The sequence below is a fragment of the Bradyrhizobium sp. SZCCHNRI1009 genome, assembly GCF_032487575.1.
GTDB lineage: Bacteria > Pseudomonadota > Alphaproteobacteria > Rhizobiales > Xanthobacteraceae > Bradyrhizobium.
Genome location: NZ_JAUEUL010000001.1, coordinates 423,013 through 439,311, shown reverse-complemented (window position 1 = coordinate 439,311; position 16,299 = coordinate 423,013). Strand labels below are relative to the sequence as shown.

The 16,299-nt window shown below is 65.7% G+C and carries 17 protein-coding genes; 4 read left to right on the top strand and 13 right to left on the bottom strand.

The window, feature by feature from the left end:
* Nucleotides 1-61: 61 nt before the first annotated feature.
* The 3 genes from QX010_RS02055 (at nt 62) to QX010_RS02045 (ending at nt 3,214) form a co-directional block, all read left to right on the top strand.
* Complete coding sequence (locus tag QX010_RS02055; RefSeq protein ID WP_316177292.1) at nt 62-901, top strand: protein-disulfide reductase DsbD domain-containing protein; 840 nt, start codon at nt 62-64, stop codon at nt 899-901.
* A 112-nt stretch (nt 902-1,013) separates the two neighbouring features.
* Nucleotides 1,014-2,390: a lipopolysaccharide biosynthesis protein gene (locus QX010_RS02050; protein WP_316177290.1), complete on the top strand. Its 1,377-nt coding sequence runs from the start codon at nt 1,014-1,016 to the stop codon at nt 2,388-2,390.
* A gap of 164 nt (nt 2,391-2,554) precedes the next feature.
* Entirely contained in the window at nt 2,555-3,214 is a 660-nt protein-coding gene (locus QX010_RS02045; RefSeq protein WP_315804743.1) for a L,D-transpeptidase, read from the top strand.
* A gap of 15 nt (nt 3,215-3,229) precedes the next feature.
* Here QX010_RS02045 and QX010_RS02040 read toward each other — a convergent pair whose 3' ends face one another.
* The 8 genes from QX010_RS02040 to QX010_RS02005 all read right to left on the bottom strand — a co-directional run bounded on the left by QX010_RS02040 (nt 3,230) and on the right by QX010_RS02005 (nt 10,661).
* Nucleotides 3,230-3,481: a SemiSWEET transporter gene (locus tag QX010_RS02040; RefSeq protein ID WP_006614646.1), complete on the bottom strand. Its 252-nt coding sequence runs from the start codon at nt 3,479-3,481 to the stop codon at nt 3,230-3,232.
* Between the two features lie 112 nt (nt 3,482-3,593).
* Complete coding sequence (locus tag QX010_RS02035; RefSeq protein WP_316177288.1) at nt 3,594-4,385, bottom strand: 3-hydroxybutyrate dehydrogenase; 792 nt, start codon at nt 4,383-4,385, stop codon at nt 3,594-3,596.
* A 4-nt stretch (nt 4,386-4,389) separates the two neighbouring features.
* Nucleotides 4,390-5,565 (bottom strand): patatin-like phospholipase family protein, encoded by a 1,176-nt coding sequence (locus tag QX010_RS02030; protein WP_316177286.1) that lies wholly within the window; start codon nt 5,563-5,565, stop codon nt 4,390-4,392.
* A gap of 145 nt (nt 5,566-5,710) precedes the next feature.
* Nucleotides 5,711-6,226, bottom strand: coding sequence for a CAP domain-containing protein (locus QX010_RS02025; RefSeq protein ID WP_315804740.1), 516 nt, complete (start codon nt 6,224-6,226; stop codon nt 5,711-5,713).
* 445 nt (nt 6,227-6,671) lie between these two features.
* Complete coding sequence (locus tag QX010_RS02020) at nt 6,672-7,709, bottom strand: sulfate ABC transporter ATP-binding protein (RefSeq protein WP_315804739.1); 1,038 nt, start codon at nt 7,707-7,709, stop codon at nt 6,672-6,674.
* Nucleotides 7,699-8,607 carry a sulfate ABC transporter permease subunit CysW gene (gene cysW, locus QX010_RS02015; protein WP_316177284.1) on the bottom strand — a complete coding sequence of 303 codons (909 nt, stop codon included), beginning with the start codon at nt 8,605-8,607 and terminating at the stop codon, nt 7,699-7,701. The genes QX010_RS02020 and cysW overlap by 11 nt, the downstream gene beginning before the upstream one ends.
* Before the next feature lie 8 nt (nt 8,608-8,615).
* Nucleotides 8,616-9,452: a sulfate ABC transporter permease subunit CysT gene (cysT, locus tag QX010_RS02010; RefSeq protein ID WP_315804737.1), complete on the bottom strand. Its 837-nt coding sequence runs from the start codon at nt 9,450-9,452 to the stop codon at nt 8,616-8,618.
* Nucleotides 9,453-9,671: 219 nt separating this feature from the next.
* Nucleotides 9,672-10,661 carry a sulfate ABC transporter substrate-binding protein gene (locus QX010_RS02005; protein ID WP_316177282.1) on the bottom strand — a complete coding sequence of 330 codons (990 nt, stop codon included), beginning with the start codon at nt 10,659-10,661 and terminating at the stop codon, nt 9,672-9,674.
* A gap of 152 nt (nt 10,662-10,813) precedes the next feature.
* On the opposite strand from QX010_RS02005, the gene QX010_RS02000 reads away from it, so the two are divergent.
* On the top strand, nt 10,814-11,551 hold the full coding sequence (locus tag QX010_RS02000) for a hypothetical protein (RefSeq protein WP_316177281.1): 738 nt from the start codon (nt 10,814-10,816) through the stop codon (nt 11,549-11,551).
* On the opposite strand, the gene QX010_RS01995 is transcribed toward QX010_RS02000, so the two are convergent.
* From QX010_RS01995 to cysG, 5 genes are read right to left on the bottom strand one after another with little or no spacing between them, the layout of a single operon-like run.
* Nucleotides 11,548-12,273 carry a phosphoadenylyl-sulfate reductase gene (locus tag QX010_RS01995; protein ID WP_316177279.1) on the bottom strand — a complete coding sequence of 242 codons (726 nt, stop codon included), beginning with the start codon at nt 12,271-12,273 and terminating at the stop codon, nt 11,548-11,550. The genes QX010_RS02000 and QX010_RS01995 overlap by 4 nt on opposite strands.
* Entirely contained in the window at nt 12,270-12,788 is a 519-nt protein-coding gene (locus QX010_RS01990) for a DUF934 domain-containing protein (RefSeq protein WP_316177277.1), read from the bottom strand. The genes QX010_RS01995 and QX010_RS01990 overlap by 4 nt, the downstream gene beginning before the upstream one ends.
* On the bottom strand, nt 12,775-14,430 hold the full coding sequence (locus QX010_RS01985; RefSeq protein WP_316177275.1) for a nitrite/sulfite reductase: 1,656 nt from the start codon (nt 14,428-14,430) through the stop codon (nt 12,775-12,777). Before QX010_RS01985 ends, QX010_RS01990 begins: the two co-directional genes overlap by 14 nt.
* 10 nt (nt 14,431-14,440) lie before the next feature.
* Nucleotides 14,441-14,755 carry a DUF2849 domain-containing protein gene (locus tag QX010_RS01980; RefSeq protein WP_316177273.1) on the bottom strand — a complete coding sequence of 105 codons (315 nt, stop codon included), beginning with the start codon at nt 14,753-14,755 and terminating at the stop codon, nt 14,441-14,443.
* A complete protein-coding gene (cysG, locus tag QX010_RS01975) occupies nt 14,756-16,186 on the bottom strand; it encodes a siroheme synthase CysG (protein ID WP_316177272.1) in 1,431 nt (476 codons plus the stop codon).
* Nucleotides 16,187-16,299 lie beyond the last annotated feature (113 nt).

Below are 16,299 nucleotides of genomic sequence, written 5' to 3'. Positions count from 1 at the left end.
AGGAAATCTGCTCACAAGCATTTCAATGGTTTGCGCCCGAACCGCACTCTAAAGACGTCTCATGTCCGCCTTGGTTCCTCACCACTCTGCCACACTGCTGGTCGCGACCGTCGTATCATCCTGCCTTGCGTTCGGCGCGCAGGCGCAGGACTCCTCGCCGTGGCAGCGCGACAGCCACTCCGCGGTGCGCCTGCTTGCGGGCTCGCGCAGCGGTCCGGTCATGCTGGGCGGCATCGCCCTTGCGCTGCAGCCGGGATGGAAGACCTATTGGCGGACGCCCGGCGATTCCGGCGTGCCGCCACGGTTCGACTTTTCCAAGTCGGAGAACGTCGAAGCGGTGACGGTTCTGTGGCCCGCGCCGACAAAGTTCGATGATGGCGCCGGTGGACACTCGCTCGGCTATCATGATCAGGTCGTGCTGCCGCTGCGCATCGTCGCCAAGAACCCCGACAAGCCGATGACCCTGCGCGCCGACATCAGCTACGCGGTTTGCGAGAAGATCTGCATTCCCGTCGAGGCAAAGGCCGAGCTCGCCTTCACCAGCGTCGCCAGCACCGAAGATACGACGCTCTCGGCGGCCCTCGACACGGTGCCGAAGCCGGCCACTGTCGGCGATGCCAATCCCTTGACGATCCGCGACGTCAAGCGCGACGGCCAGAAGGACGTCGTCGTCGACGTCGCCGTCGCCGATCCGCGCAGCGTCCAGCTCTATGTCGAGGGTCCGACGCCCGACTGGGCGCTGCCGATCCCGACCGTGCGCGACAGCGGCGTGCCGGGCATCAAGCGCTTCGCCTTCGAGCTCGACGGCGTTCCGCCGGGCGTGAAGCCGGACGGCGCGGCGCTGAAATTCACGCTGGTCGGCCCCGACAAGTCTTACGAGTTCAATTTCACTCTGCCGTGACGGCTGGTGCGCCGCGCGACCGACGCGGCGCCGGTCCAACTCAATCTTAACGTTGCGTTGATAGGGAGGACCATCGCCGCCATCCGCGCGGCCGTGGAGCCGGAGCCCCGCCGTGGCCGTGATGGATGCCCGCAACGCCCCCGCACCGACCGGCCTCGCGGCCCGCCTGAAGGCGCGCTTGGCCGCGCTCGGCGGCAGCGGCGAGGCTTCGCTGACGCGCCGCCTCGCCGGCACCATCTTCCTGATCCGCGTGCTCAGCGCCGGCCTCGCCTATCTCAGCCAGATCCTGCTCGCGCGCTGGATGGGCGGCTCGGACTACGGCACCTACGTCTACGTCTGGACCTGGGTGCTGCTGCTCGGCAGCATGCTCGATGTCGGCATCGCCTCCTCGGCGCAGAAGATCATTCCGGACTACCGCACCTCGGGCCAGCAGGCGCTGCTGCGCGGCTTCCTCTCCGGCGGACGCTGGCTGACCTTGGCGACCTCCACGGCTGCCGCGCTGCTGCTCGCCGGCCTGGTCGCGCTGCTGTCGCCCTGGATCGACGCCGGCGAGCGCATGCCGCTCTATATCGGCTGTCTCACCCTGCCCGCCTTCGTCGTCGCCAACACCCAGGACGGCATCGCCCGCTCGCACGACTGGATGACGCTCGGGCTGATGCCGCAATTCATCATCCGCCAGACGCTGATCATCGGCTTCACCGCCGGCGCCGTCGTGCTCGGTCTCGATCTCGGCGCCACCGCGGCGATGGCCGCGAGCGCGGCCGCGGTGTGGCTCGCGATGCTCGGCCAGATGCTGGTGCTGAACGACAGGCTCCGCCTCCACATCGAACCGGGACCGAAGCAATATGATCTGCGCGGCTGGCTCGCGATCTCGCTGCCGATCCTCCTGGTCGAGAGCTTCTATCTGCTGCTGTCCTACACCGACGTGCTGGTGCTGCAGCAGTTCCGCTCTTCCGAGGAGGTCGGCATCTATTTCGCGGTGGTGAAGACGCTCGCGCTGGTATCGTTCATCCACTACGCGATGTCGGCGACGACGGCGCATCGCTTCGCCGAATATCACGCGCTCGGCGACAAGGCGCGGTTGTCGGCCTATGTCGCGCATGCGATCAAGTGGACGTTCTGGCCGTCGCTCGCGGCGACGCTGGTGCTGCTCGCGCTCGGCAAGCCGCTGCTGTTTCTGTTCGGCGCGCAGTTCACCGCCGGCTACGACATCATGTTCATCGCCGCGATCGGCCTCGTCGTGCGCGCCGCGATCGGGCCGGTCGAGCGGCTCTTGAACATGCTGGGCCAGCAGCGCGCCTGCGCCAAGGCCTATGCGGCGGCCTTCGTCATGAACCTCGTGCTCTGCATCCTGCTGGTGCCGCAGTTCGGCGGCCACGGCGCCGCGGCGGCGACCTCGCTGTCGCTGGCCTTCGAGACCGTGCTGCTGTTCCGGATCGTCAAGCAGCGGTTGGGGCTGCATGTCCTCGCCTTCGGCAAGGCATCTTGAGAAAACCATGTTGACGCATCTGTTGCGTCATCTTGTCCTCGTCTTGTCGGAACTGCGAGCGCAGCGCGCCGCGCGCGACGATCACGCAAGTGTTGGGTGCAACGCCTTGATATTGGCGCGATCCTCCAGGCACATGATTTGATCGCGCGCTGGGGGAGAATGAGATGTCGAGACTGGGGGTCGCACTCTCGCTGGCCGGAACCGTGATGCTGGCCGGCTGCATGGAAGCGACGCTGTCGCCGACGTCGGACGCGGCGTTGACGCCGCGCGACCGCCAGTTGCTGTCGCGCGCGCCTTATGCCGAGGCGCAGATCCCGCAACAGTTCCAGCGGCACATCGTCGACTACACAAGGCAGGAGCAGCCGGGCACGATCGTCGTCGATACCGATGCGCGCTTCCTGTACTACGTTCTGCCGGACCGCAAGGCGATCCGCTACGGCGTCGCCGTCGGCGAGGAGGCGATGGCGTTCTCCGGCGTCGCCACGGTCGGCAAGCTCGCCGAATGGCCGGACTGGGTTCCGACCGCCGACATCCAGGCGCGCCTCGGGCCGTATCCCAAGCGCGTCGCCGGCGGCCCGGCGAATCCGCTCGGCGCCCGCGCGATCTATCTGTACGAGGGCAACAAGGACACCCTGTACCGCATCCACGGCACCAACCAGCCCGAATATATCGGCCAGGCGATCTCGTCGGGCTGCATCCGCATGACCAACACCGACGTCGCCGACCTCTACACCCACGTCCAGCTCGGCTCGACCGTGGTCGTGCTGCCTCCGGGCCAGAGCGTCGCCTCCACCACCCCGAACGTCTTCGCGCGCCGTAGCTGATCGGCTGGCGTCCCGCTAGCCGTAGCGCAGCTTCAAGCCGAGGATCGCCGCCACCAGGCCGAGCGTGATGGCGTTGGCGACGACCAGCGGCAGATCGCTGATCAGCGCGCCGTACAGCAGCCACATCGAGTTGCCGGTGGTCTGCAGCACGAACATGCCCATCGAGATGTCATGGGTCGAGCGCGAGCGCCAGGCCTTGATGACCTGCGGCAGGAACGAGCATGTGGTGCAGGTGGCGGCGCCGAGGCCGATGATGGTGGTCAGCAAGGTGAGGTCCGTGGGCGTGCGTCCAAGAGAAGCACGCTTGTAGAACGGACCGCGCCGAAGCGAAACCCGCCTCGGCGCGAAACTGGCGCTTTGTCCGGCGCTTGCGCGGCGATCAAGCCGCGGTCCAGCCGCCGTCGATCGACAGATTGGTGCCGGTGATCTGAGCCGCATCGTCACCGCACAGGAACAGCGCCAGCGCCGCGACCTGCTCGGATGTCACGAACTCCTTGGTCGGCTGCGCCGCCAGCAGCACGTCGTTGATGACCTGCTCCTTGGTGAGGTTGCGCGCTTTCATCGTGTCCGGAATCTGCTTCTCGACCAGCGGCGTCCACACATAGCCCGGCGAGATGCAGTTGCAGGTGATCTTGAAGGTCGCGAGCTCGAGCGCCACGGTCTTGGTCAGGCCGGCAATGCCGTGCTTGGCCGAGACATAGGCCGACTTGAACGGCGAGGCGACCAGCGAGTGCGCGGACGCCGTGTTGATGATGCGGCCCCAGCCGCGCTTCTTCATGCCGGGCACCGCGGCGCGGATGCCGTAGAACGCCGAGGAGAGGTTGATCGCGATGATCTGCTCCCACTTCTCCGGCGGGAAGTCCTCGACCGGCGAGACGAACTGGATGCCGGCATTGTTGACGAGGATGTCGACCGCGCCGAACGTGGTCTCGCCGAGCGCGATCATGCCGGCGATCTCGGCCGGCTTGCTCATGTCCGCCGGCGAGTGCACGGCCTTGACCTTGTAGTCGCTCTCGATCGCCGTCCGCTCCTTCTCGATATCGGCAGGCGCGCCGAAGCCGTTGAGCACGATGTTGGCGCCGGCGGAGGCGAAGGCGCGTGCATAGGCCAGCCCGATGCCGCTGGTCGAGCCGGTCACGACCGCGGTCTTGCCCTTCAGATTCGTCGTCATTGCTTCACTCCTTCTTGGCGGCAGCGGGACTGCCGTCCTGCGTGAGATCGTAGGTGACCATGGTCTCGCCGGACTGCGGCCGCTGCAGCCAGTCCTTGTGGCGCATCGACTGGTGGACGTCGCGCACGCCCGCCTCCCAATGCTCGACCATCGCGACATGGGAGAAGTCGTAGTCCTTCGATGAGCTCTCGTAGCTCTTGCTGCGATAGATCAGGTGCACCACCGTCACCGTGTTCTCCTGCGCCGCCTTGCACAGTATCTCGAGCGACGGATCGTTGCGCAGCTCGTCCGGCAGCCGGGCGTAGAGCTCGCGCAGCGCCTTGCGCGTGTTGTGGATCATGCGGTTCTTGTCGGTGTTCATCCGCGTCCGGCTGGAATAGCGAATGTCCTTCTCGCGCTCCGCGGCCTCCAGCAGCGTTCGCGGCAGATCGCCGCGCGCGGAGAACAGATCGACCTGGAATATAAGGAGATCGCGATCGGTTTCCATGTCGAGCACGTAGTCGAGCGGCGTGTTGGAGGCGATGCCGCCATCCCAATAGTGCTCGCCATCGATCTCGACCGGCGGGAAGCCGGGCGGCAGCGCGCCCGACGCCATGATGTGCTCGGGCCCGATCCGCTTGCCCCGCTTGCTGAATTCGACATTGTCGAAATAGGTGAAATTGCCGGTGGTGACGCCGACGGCGCCGACGGAGAGCCGCGTCTTCAGATCGTTGATGCGGTCGAAATCCACCAGCCGCTCCAGGGTCCGCTTCAGCGGCGAGGTGTCGTAATAGCTGACCGATTGCGGCGTTCCGGACGGCCACAGCGGCGCCGGCGGAAAGCGCGGCGTGAAGAAGCCGGGCACGCCGAACGCTGCGATCAGCCCGGCGCTGACTTCGTTGAAAGCCGAGCGGTGATGATCACCATTGAGCAGCGGCTTCCACGGCACCGGCGACGACACCATCTCCCAGAATTCCTTGAGACGGCCGATGCGTTTCTCGCGGTCGTTGCCGGCGATGATCGCGGCATTGATGGCGCCGATCGAGATACCGGCAACCCATTCCGGTTCGAAATCAAAATGGCACAGCGCCTGATAGGCGCCGGCCTGATAGGAGCCGAGCGCGCCACCGCCCTGCAGGACGAGCACGCGTTGCGATTCGGCTGGAGTTGCAGGCAGCGGGGGAAATGGATGTTGCGTCATCACTGCGGTCATTAGCAAAGCAAGGCGCCACCGTGGCGTCACTTCGCGGTGACGTCAATCCACCCCCAGGGATAGCACCCTGCACCGGGACGCGTGTCGGCGTCGAGCGCGCCTCCGCTGCACAGGCCCGGAGCGGGCCTGCCCGTTATGACGGCTTCTTGCCGTCCGGCGCGGCGAGGATCATGGTCCAGAACACCTTGTACTTGGTGTTCGGAGCATAGCTCGCGGCGATGCCTATTTTTGTGACACCGCTCTTGAGCATGTTGGCGCGGTGGGGCGGCGAGTCGCGCCAGCCGGAAAACGCTTCCGCCAGCGTGTGATAGCCGGCCGACACGTTCTCGACCGCGACGGTGGCGTCGTAGCCCGCGCCGTTCAGCCGCTTGGCCAGCGGGGCGCGCACGTCATGATCGAGCTTGTTCTTGTCGGCCATCGCCTGCGACTGCGACTCCGCCAGCCGCATCAGCTCGGGATCGACCTCGACCGTGCCGAGCCCGTTGTTCTGGCGGTATTGCGAGATCATCGTCGCGGCAGCGACAGCATCGAGCTTGGCGCCTGCGACCGCCATGTCGGCATACATCGTCGGCGCCTGCACGACCGGCGTCTCGGCCGCGCAGCCGGCGAGCAGGAATGCCAAGGAGAAAGCGAGTGCCCGATGCTTCAATGAACCAGTCCCTATGCCGATACGAGAGGCGGGTTGTTGCACATCAACCGTGGCTGAAAGGTGAATCGGCGGTAAGTTCCGTCGGTACAATTGCGGCCATTCCGGCCGGTTACGGTTCGTTGACCATAAGAGCGGCGCGGTCAAGCCTGCCGGGTGGGACAAAGCCTCTTTAGCCCTGCCAATCGTGTGACGAGCAAGGCGCCCCAAAGCCGGTGTCGTCCCGACCTCCGCGCCGGGACCCATAACCCCAGGGAATGGTTCGAGGCAGGCGGGACGACCAGCCGTTTCTAGCCGCGACATCACCCGGTATGGGTCCCGGCGTTCGCCGGGACGACAGCGGAGGCTACGGCGCGCAGCTGCGCCAATTAGGACGTTGCCGGGCTTCCTGTTTGGCCGACTGTCTTGGACCAACTACCTATAGTCGGGGGCTGAGCTCAGCGTGTCGTCACCCGCCCGCAAAAATCCGATAGTGCCGTGGCTTCAATCCGACCCGTTCGCCGATGCGGAGGTCGCGGTCGCGTGGCGCGTCGATCTCGATGGTGGATCCCTCCGTCAGCGCGATCTCGGCGCGCTGCACCGGGCCGAAGCTGCGGACGTGGGTCACGGCACCATGCAGCGTGCCGCTGTCAGCCGGACCGATCAGCATGTCGTGACGACGCACGAACAGAGTGGACGCGCCCGCGGCATCGCCAGGCGCAGCAATGTCCAGCGGCCGTCCGTTCAGATGCACGGCGCCGCCGGTGATCTCCACCGGCAGCATGATCGACTCGCCGATGAAGCCGTGGACGAAGGCGGTCGCCGGCGCGTCATAGACGTCGCTCGGCGAGCCGACCTGCTCGATGCGGCCCTTGTCCATCACCACCACGCGGTGCGCGACCTCGAGCGCCTCCTCCTGGTCGTGGGTGACGAAGATCGAGGTGACGTTGATGGAGTGATGCAGGGTGCGCAGCCATTGCCGCAGCTCCTTGCGTACCTTGGCGTCGAGCGCGCCGAACGGCTCGTCGAGCAGGAGGATGCGCGGCTCGATCGCGAGCGCGCGCGCCAATGCGATGCGCTGGCGCTGGCCGCCGGAGAGCTGGCTCGGATAGCGGTCGGCGAGCCAGTCGAGCTGGACGAGATCGAGCAGCTCCTTCACGCGCGCGCGGATCTCGGCCTCGCTCTTGCGGATGCGGCGCGGCTGCACGCGCAGGCCGAAGGCGACGTTCTCGAACACGTTCATGTGCCGGAACAGCGCGTAGTGCTGAAACACGAAGCCGACGTGGCGCTCGCGCGCGCCGCGATCGAGCGCGCTCTCTCCGTCGAACAGGATCTCGCCGGAGTCGGGCCATTCCAGCCCCGCGATGATGCGCAGCAGGGTCGTCTTGCCCGATCCGGACGGTCCGAGCAGCGCCAGCAATTCGCCGTCAGCGACCTTGAGATCGACGCCGTCGAGCGCCTTGAAGGTGCCGAACGTCTTGACGACACCCCTGACTTCAATGGTCACGCGGACCTCCCTCATCGAGTTGCCGTTCGAGGACGGTTTTGACGACCAGCGTGATCAGCGCGAGCATCGCCAGCAGCGAGGCGATCGCGAACGAGGCGACCATCTGGTATTCGTTGTAGAGGATCTCGACCAGCAGCGGCATCGTGTTGGTCTCGCCGCGGATGTGGCCGGACACGACCGAGACGGCGCCGAACTCGCCCATCGCACGTGCGTTGCAGAGAAGCACGCCGTACAGCACGCCCCATTTGATGTTCGGTAAGGTGACGCGGAAGAAGGTCTGCAGGCCGGACGCGCCGAGCGAGACCGCCGCCTCCTCTTCCTGCGTGCCCTGCTCCTGCATCAGCGGAATCAGTGCGCGGGCGACGAACGGGAACGTCACGAACACGGTCGCGAGCGCGATGCCGGGAAAGGCGAACAGGATCTGCAGGCCATGGCGCTGCATCCATGGACCGAAGAAACCCTGCGCGCCGAACAACAGCACGAACACGAGGCCCGAGATCACCGGGCTCACCGAGAACGGCAGATCGATCAGGGTGATCAGGAACGTCTTGCCCGGGAAGTCGAACTTGGCGATCGCCCAGGCGGCGCACAGGCCGAACACGAGATTGGTCCCGACCGAGACCAGCGCCACCAGCAGGGTGAGGCGGATCGCGTCCCACGCCTCGGCATCGGCGAGCGCGCTGAAATAGGCCGCGATGCCCTTGCCGAACGCTTCCACGAACACGACGATCAGCGGCAGCACCACGAACACCGACAGGAACGCCAATGCCAGCGTCGTGATGACGATGCGGACCAGGCGCGGCTCGGTACGCGGATCGGGTCGGCCGGCCTGCGCGACGCGCCGGCCGGTCGCGGACGATGCCACGGACGGCGCCTGCAGGGTCATCTCCACGCTCATGTCGGGTCCTAGTTCAAGGGCGCCCGGCTCTGCGCCCAGCGCTGCAACCGGTTCACGGCAAAGATGATCAGGAACGCCACGACGAGCATCACCACCGCGATCGCGGTGGCATCGGCGTAGCGGAATTCGGACAGCCGGATCACGATCAGCAGCGGCGCGATCTCGGAGACGTTCGGCAGATTGCCGGCGATGAAGATCACCGATCCGTACTCGCCGACCGCGCGCGCAAAGGCGAGTGCGAAGCCAGTGAGCAGCGCCGGCGTCAAGCTCGGCAGGATCACGCGGGCCACGATCTGCCAGCGCCCGGCGCCGAGGCTCGCCGCCGCCTCCTCGATCTCCGGATCGAGATCGATCAGCACCGGCTGCACGGTGCGGACGACAAAGGGGATGCCGATGAAGATCATCGCAACGAAGATGCCGAGCGGCGTGAACGCCACCTTGATGCCCATGGCGGCGAGCGGCGCGCCGAGCCAGCCCTTCTGGGTGAACAGCGCCGTCAGCGCCACGCCCGCCACAGCGGTCGGCAGCGCAAAGGGAACGTCGACGATCGCGTCGAACAGGCGGCGCCCCGGAAAGCGGTAGCGCACCAGCGCCCAGACGACGATGGTGCCCATCACCAGGTTCACGCAGGCCGCGGCGAAGGCGAGTCCGAACGAGATCTTGAGCGCGCTCAAGGTGCGCCGGCTGGTGACGATGCCCCAGAACTGGTCGAGGCTGAGATCAGTCGAGCGGACGAACAGTCCCGCCAGAGGAATCAGAACGATCAGCGACAGCCAGGTCAGCGTCAGTCCCATGGTGAGACCAAAGCCCGGCAAGGTGCTGCGGCGTGGTGCAAGTACGTTCAAAAAAAGGCCTGGTCCGTTGATGATCAGTGTCGATGGCTCGAGTCGATGGTGGTGTCCGCCCGCGGCCCCCCGTCTCGTCTTGTCGATCGAGACCGGGGACAGCGTCTCACGCGCAATGTCGCAGATTGCCGCAACACCAGCTTACTGCCTTCGTTTTTTCTGCCTTGCCGTCGAGGCCGTAGCAGACCGGCGGTCACCAACTCGTTCCCTATGATTCGATCAATTCTTGTAGATTTGATCGAAGATCCCGCCTTCCGCAAAGTGTTCCTTCTGAGCCTTGGTCCAGCCGCCGAACACCTCGTCGATGGTGAACAGCTCGACCTTGGCAAAGTCAGCCTCATGCTTCTTCGCGACCTCAGGATCGCGCGGACGGTAGGAGTTGCGTGCGGCAATTTCCTGACCTTCCTTTGTATACCAGTATTTCAGGTAGGATTCAGCCACACTTCGCGTGCCCTTCTTGTCGGCCACCGAGTCGACCACCGCAACTGGCGGTTCGGCCAGGATGGAGAGCTGCGGCGCGACGATCTCGAACTTGTCCTTGCCGAACTCACGCAGGGCCAGATGCGCCTCGTTCTCCCAGGCGAGCAGAACGTCGCCGACCCCGCGCTCCACGAAGGTCACGGTGGCGCCGCGGGCGCCGGTATCGAGCACAGGGACGTGCTGATAGAGGTCGCCGACGAACTGCTTGGCCTTGTCGGCCGAGCCGAACTTCTTCAGCGCATAGCCCCAGGCGGCCAGGTAGTTCCAGCGCGCGCCGCCGGATGTCTTCGGATTGGGCGTGATGACGTCGACGCCCTTCTTGAGCAGATCGTCCCAGTCCTTGATGCCCTTGGGATTGCCTTTGCGCACCAGGAAAACGATGGTCGAAGTGTAGGGCGATGCATTCTGCGGCAGCCGCTTCTGCCACTCCTTGTCGAGCAGCCCCCTGCCGGCGATCGCGTCGATGTCATAGGCAAGCGCCAGAGTCACGACATCGGCCTGCAGCCCGTCGATGACGCTGCGGGCCTGCGCGCCGGAGCCGCCATGCGACTGCTTGACCTCGACGCTCTTGCCGGTCTCCTTCTGATAGCTCGCCGCGAACGCCTTGTTGAACTCGACATACAGCTCGCGAGTGGGATCGTAGGACACGTTGAGCAGGTTCACGTCGGCAGCATAGGCCGACCCCGCCCATGCCAGACCCGCGACCACAGCCAGAACACGCCGCATCATTCGAGCACTCCATTTCCAGGCCCCGCGATGTTGCAGGCGCGCACGCCAGATCGCCGGATGTGCACGTCAGAGTCAACGAAAGCGGATTTTCTTGTTTCCGGCAGGACATGGGCATTTTGCTATGAAGCGCCGCGCAACGGGATTGGCATTCTTTGCCGCGACACATTGCCGTCATCGGCGCGCTGGTGACCACGATAGGGCGCGATCTCGAAAAGATTGCAACAGGGCGAGGCTTGACATTGTTCACTTTATGTTCGCAAAATAGCCGGCAACCTCAGCAGGAGAACAGAGCGGTGGCAACGAGGGACGTGATCGACGGGAGCGCACTCGCACGCTGGCTGAAGCTGGCCATCATGACAATCGTGTTACCCGCTTTCCCCGCTCTGCTGGTGATGTCCACGGTCGCCCGGGCCGACGATCGGACCGGCTTCCGGGTCGGCGAGATCGACGGCGGCCCGGTTGCCCGGATCGACGTTCGGCTAAAGACGAAGAAATATCCGGGAATGCTGCGCTGCCTCGATCAATCCATAGCGCTCTATATCGTCGACCGCGATGGTGCTGTCCCTCCGCCTCTCCGCAATCTCAAGGACAGGCCCGCGGAATTGCAGGATGCCAAGCAGCGCACGCTGAAAGCGTCTGCGACCTATCTGCCCGGCAAGACGGCGAAGGACGGCGTCATGCTGTTCAAGGTTGAGGGGCTGAAGGCCTCGTCTTTCGCAGGCACCGGATTGATGCTCTGGGATCTCGCGCCGCCTGACTCTGCAGATCTCAGCGCGACCGCCGACAAGATCATATGGGCGGACACTGTGACCAACTTCACCTTTGTGATCCGGGCCGACAACGGCGAACAAGTGTTACCGACGGTCCTGAAATCCTGTGGTGTCTCTTAGCTCGACGACGTCACCACCGTGTGGATGCCGCATTCCGTCTTGCCGCGGCCCCGCCAGCGTCCGGCGCGGTCGTCCTCGCCGGTGTCGGAGCGGCTGGTGCAGGGCATGCAGCCGATCGAACGGAAGCCGGCGGCCATGAGCGGATGCTGCGGCAGGTTCGCGGAGCGATAGATGTCCGCGATGTCTTCGCGGGTGACATTGGCGAACGGGTTGAACTTCGCCCGGGCGCCGTCCTGCTCGACGACTTGAATCGCGGCACGCAGGCCGCCCTGGAAACGCTTGCGGCCATTGATCCAGGCCGTAAACGGCGCCAGCGCGCGCGCCAGCGGCTCGACTTTGCGGATCCGGCAGCAGGCGTCGGGGTCGGAGAACCACAGCTCGTTGTCGGCGTCCTCGCGCTTCAGTGCTGCGGCATCCGGCTTGATCGAGCGCACGTCGCGCAGGCCGAGGAGCTCGATCAGCTGGTCGCGATAGGCGAGCGTCTCTGCGAACATGTGCCCGGTGTCGAGGAAGATCACCGGAATCGCCGGATCGACATCGGCCGTGACCTTCAGCAGCGCCGCCGACTCCGTGCCGAACGACGACACCACGGCGAGCCGCTCGCGCCCGATCGCCCCGAGAGCGGCAGCAATGATCTCCTGCGGCGCAGCGGTGCGCAACGCGGCGTCGAGCGCCGCGACTGGGATCTCCGCAACGGAAGGCGATGCAGCCAGCGTGCTCACAGCCCGGCACTCTCCGAATGGCGCAGTTGCAGGCGCTGATGCAGCGCGGAGATCCGGCCGTCGCCGGCCGGCTGGTAGAACACCGAATAGCGCTTCACGGTCTCGGTGAAGGCCTCGGCGTCGGCCTGCTTCTTGACCTCGAAGGCGTCGAAGCCGGCGCGCAGCATGAACACGAACTGGTCGCGCAGCACCTGGCCCGTCGCGCGCAGCTCGCCGCGATAGCCATAGCGCTCGCGCAGCAGGCGCGCCTGGGTATAGGCGCGGCCGTCGCGAAAGCTCGGAAACACCAGCGCGACCAGCGCGAGCCGGTCGAGATAGGGCACGAGATCGTCGACATCGCGATTGTTCGGCCAGATCACGCCGAGCTTGCCGGGGGCGCGGCTGACCAGCGCGTCGGGGCCGGCGAGGAAGCGCGTCTCCGGGACGAGGATCGCACCCTCTGCCGGCAGCTCGGCATCGTCGGTGATGCGGACGAACGCGTCCGCGATGATGTGTCCGCCCTTAACGAGTGGCATAAACCCGCTCCCTGAATGGTTCGACCCCGAGCCGCTTCACCGTGTCGACGAACAGCTCCTCAGGGTGCGCGCGCAGCGCAAGATAGGCTTCGACGATGTCCTCGACGACATCGGCCACTTCGGCATAGGGCACCGCGGGTCCGATCAGGGTGCCGAGCGCGGCGCCCTCGTCGGCACGGCCGCCGATCGTGATCTGATAGAATTCCTCGTTGTTCTTCTCGACGCCGAGGATGCCGATATGGCCGACATGGTGGTGGCCGCAGGCATTGATGCAGCCGGAGATGTTGATGTGCAGCCGGCCGATCAGGTTCGCCGTGTCGTGGTTGGCGAAGCGCCGCGTGATCTCCTGCGCGATCGGAATCGAGCGGGCGTTCGCCAGCGAGCAGTAGTCGAGCCCAGGGCAAGCGATGATGTCGGAGACGAGATTGACGTTGGGGATGGCGAGCCCGATCGCCTCGAGCGCCTTCCACACCGCCGGCAGATCACGCTTGCGGACATGCGGCAGCGCCAGGTTCTGCTCATGGCCGACGCGGATCTCGCCGAACGAGTATTTGTCGGCGATGTCGGCCAGCGCATCCATCTGGTCGGCGGTCGCATCGCCCGGCGGCTTGCCGATCGGCTTCAGCGACACGGTGACGATCGCATAACCCTGCACCTTGTGCGAGACCACCGAGTTCTTGCGCCAGGCCTCGAACTTCTGATCATGCGCGGCCTGCCTGAGCTCGTCCGGCATTGCTGGCTGCGTCTCATAGGCCGGATAGAAGAAGCGCGAGCGGATGTCCTCGACGATGCCGTCGTCCAGCTTGAGCACGCCGTCACGGATCTGCTGCCACTCCTCCTCGACCTCGGCCGCGAACTTCTCGATGCCGAGCTCATGGACCAGGATCTTGATGCGCGCCTTGTAGATGTTGTCGCGGCGGCCGTACTGGTTGTAGACGCGCAGGATCGCCTCGACATAGCTCAGGATGTCATGGCCGTGCACGAACGGCTTGACCGTCTTGGCGATGAAGGGCGAGCGTCCCAGGCCGCCGCCGACCAGCACCTCGAAGCCGGTCTCGCCCTGCTCGTTCTTCAGAAGCCGCAGGCCGATGTCGTGGATCTTGATCGCGGCGCGGTCGTGCTCGGACGCCGTGATCGCGATCTTGAACTTGCGCGGCAGGAACGAGAATTCCGGATGAAGCGTCGTGAACTGGCGCAGCAGCTCGGCCCAGATCCTGGGATCCTCGATCTCGCCCGGCGCGACGCCGGCCCATTGGTCGGAGGTCACGTTGCGCATGTTGTTGCCGGAGGTCTGCATCGACTGGATGCCCACTTCCGCCAGATCGGCCATCGCATCCGGCAGCTCGGCGAGCTTGATCCAGTTGAACTGGATGTTCTGCCGCGTCGTGAAGTGGCCATAGCCGCGATCGTAGCGCCGCGCGACATGCGCCAGCCTGCGCAGCTGGTTCGACGCCAGCGTGCCATAGGGGATGGCGACACGGTACATGTAGGCGTGCAGCTGCAGATAGACGCCGTTCTGCAGCCGCAGCATCTTGAACTCGTCCTCGGACAATTCGCCCGAGAGGCGCCGCTTCACCTGGTCGCGGAATTCGGCGACGCGCTCGTTGACCAAAGTGCGGTCGATTTCGTCATAAGCATACATGACAGGGCCTTCAGGCTTGAGCCGGGAGCGCGATGGAGGCGCCCGTCAGCCGGATGTGTTCGCGCATGTTGCCGGGCTTGACCGCACCGTCGGCGCTCACCTCGACCGGGGCGATGTAGGGACCGATCGCACCGAGATCGTCGGCCACCGCTTCGGTCAGCAGGGCGCGCGCCTCGTCGGCGGTGCGCACGATGGCCGCATCGGAGAGCTCATCCGACCAGCTCTTGGCGCCGGTGCGGTAGATCACCGCGCCGTCCCAGGTCCGGTTCGCGGTGATGATCGAGGGACCGGCGATCTTGATCTTCTGTTGCAGCGGGGAGGTCATTCAGACGGGTTCCAGGAGTTGTGCGATCACGCCACTGAGAGTCTGCTGACGCCACGGCGCGGAGTGCGCCACGACGTCGCCGATGATGAGGATGGCCGGGCCGCCATCGATTTGGCCGACGAGATCCGGCAACTGATCGAGCATGCCGACCGCGGCCTGCGCATCGGGGCGCGTCACCTTGGCGAACACGCCGACCGGCGTCTGCGGCGAGCGGCCGGCGGCGAGGAGCCCCGCGCGCACCGCCGGCGCCGCGGTCATGCCCATATAGACGACGACGGTCATCTTGGTGTCGGTCAGCGCAGACCAGTCGACCGCCTCGGCATCGCGCTCCTTGTGCGCGGTGAGGAAGGTGATGCGCAGCGCTTTGCTGCGGAAGGTCAAGGGCACCTCGAACTGCGCGGCGGCGCCGAGGCCGGCGGTGATGCCGGGCACGATGGTGTAGGACACGCCCGCCTTGCGCAGCGCGTCGACCTCCTCGCCGCCACGGCCGAACACGAAGCAATCGCCGCCCTTCAGCCGGACCGCGCGCTTGCCCTCGCGCGCCGCCTCGATCAAGAGCTTGTTGACGGCATCCTGGCCGATGCCGGGCTTGCCGACCCTGCGGCCGACCGGCACGCGCGAAGCATCGCGGCGAATGCGGTCGAGAATCTCGGGTGTGACGAGCTCGTCGTAGTACACGACGTCGGCGTCCTGCAGCGCCCGCAGCGCCTTGATGGTCAGAAGATCGGGATCGCCCGGACCGGCGCCGACCAGGGTCACATGCCCGTTGCTGCGGCCGGCATGATCGGCGCCCGCAAAAGCACTGGGATCGGCAATGCCGTGCAGCGCCGCCTCGGCCTCCTGCTTGCGCCCCGCCAGCACCAGCGCGCCGATCGGGCCGTCGACGATGCGCTCCCAGAAGCGGCGGCGCAGCGGCATCTCCGCAATCAGCGGATTGATGGTCTTGCGGAAGTCGCCGATGAAGCCCGCGAGCTCGCCGATCCGCGCCGGCAGCAGCGCCTCGATGCGCTCGCGCACGCGGCGTGCCACGACGGGCGACGAGCCGCCGGTGCCGATCGCCACGACGACATCGCCGCGATCGACGATCGCCGGAAAGATGAAGCTGGAATGCGCGAGGTCGTCCATCACGTTGACGGGCAGACCGACGCTGCGTGCCCGCGCGGACATCGCCACGCCGATGTCGCCGGCGCCTGCGCACAGCACGGCGATGACGCCAGTGAGATCGGCGCTCAGCGGGTCGCCTTCGGCGCGCTCGATCTGGCCGTGCTCATCGCGCAGACCCGCGAGATCGAAGTCGCCGTCGGTGGCGAACCAACGAATCCGCGCGCCCGCGGACAGCAACACGCGAAGCTTGGCGCGCACGAGTTCGCCCGCGCCGATCAGCAGCACGGGGCCGGTCTTCAGGTCGAGAAACACCGGCAGATATTGCATTGCGTTCTTCAGCTTCGGCACTTCGGGGTTGACTGGAATTATTTTCTATATAAGTGTCTCGCCTACGACGTAAAGAGAAAATTATTCCTTGGCTTCGCCATAGAATTTTCTCC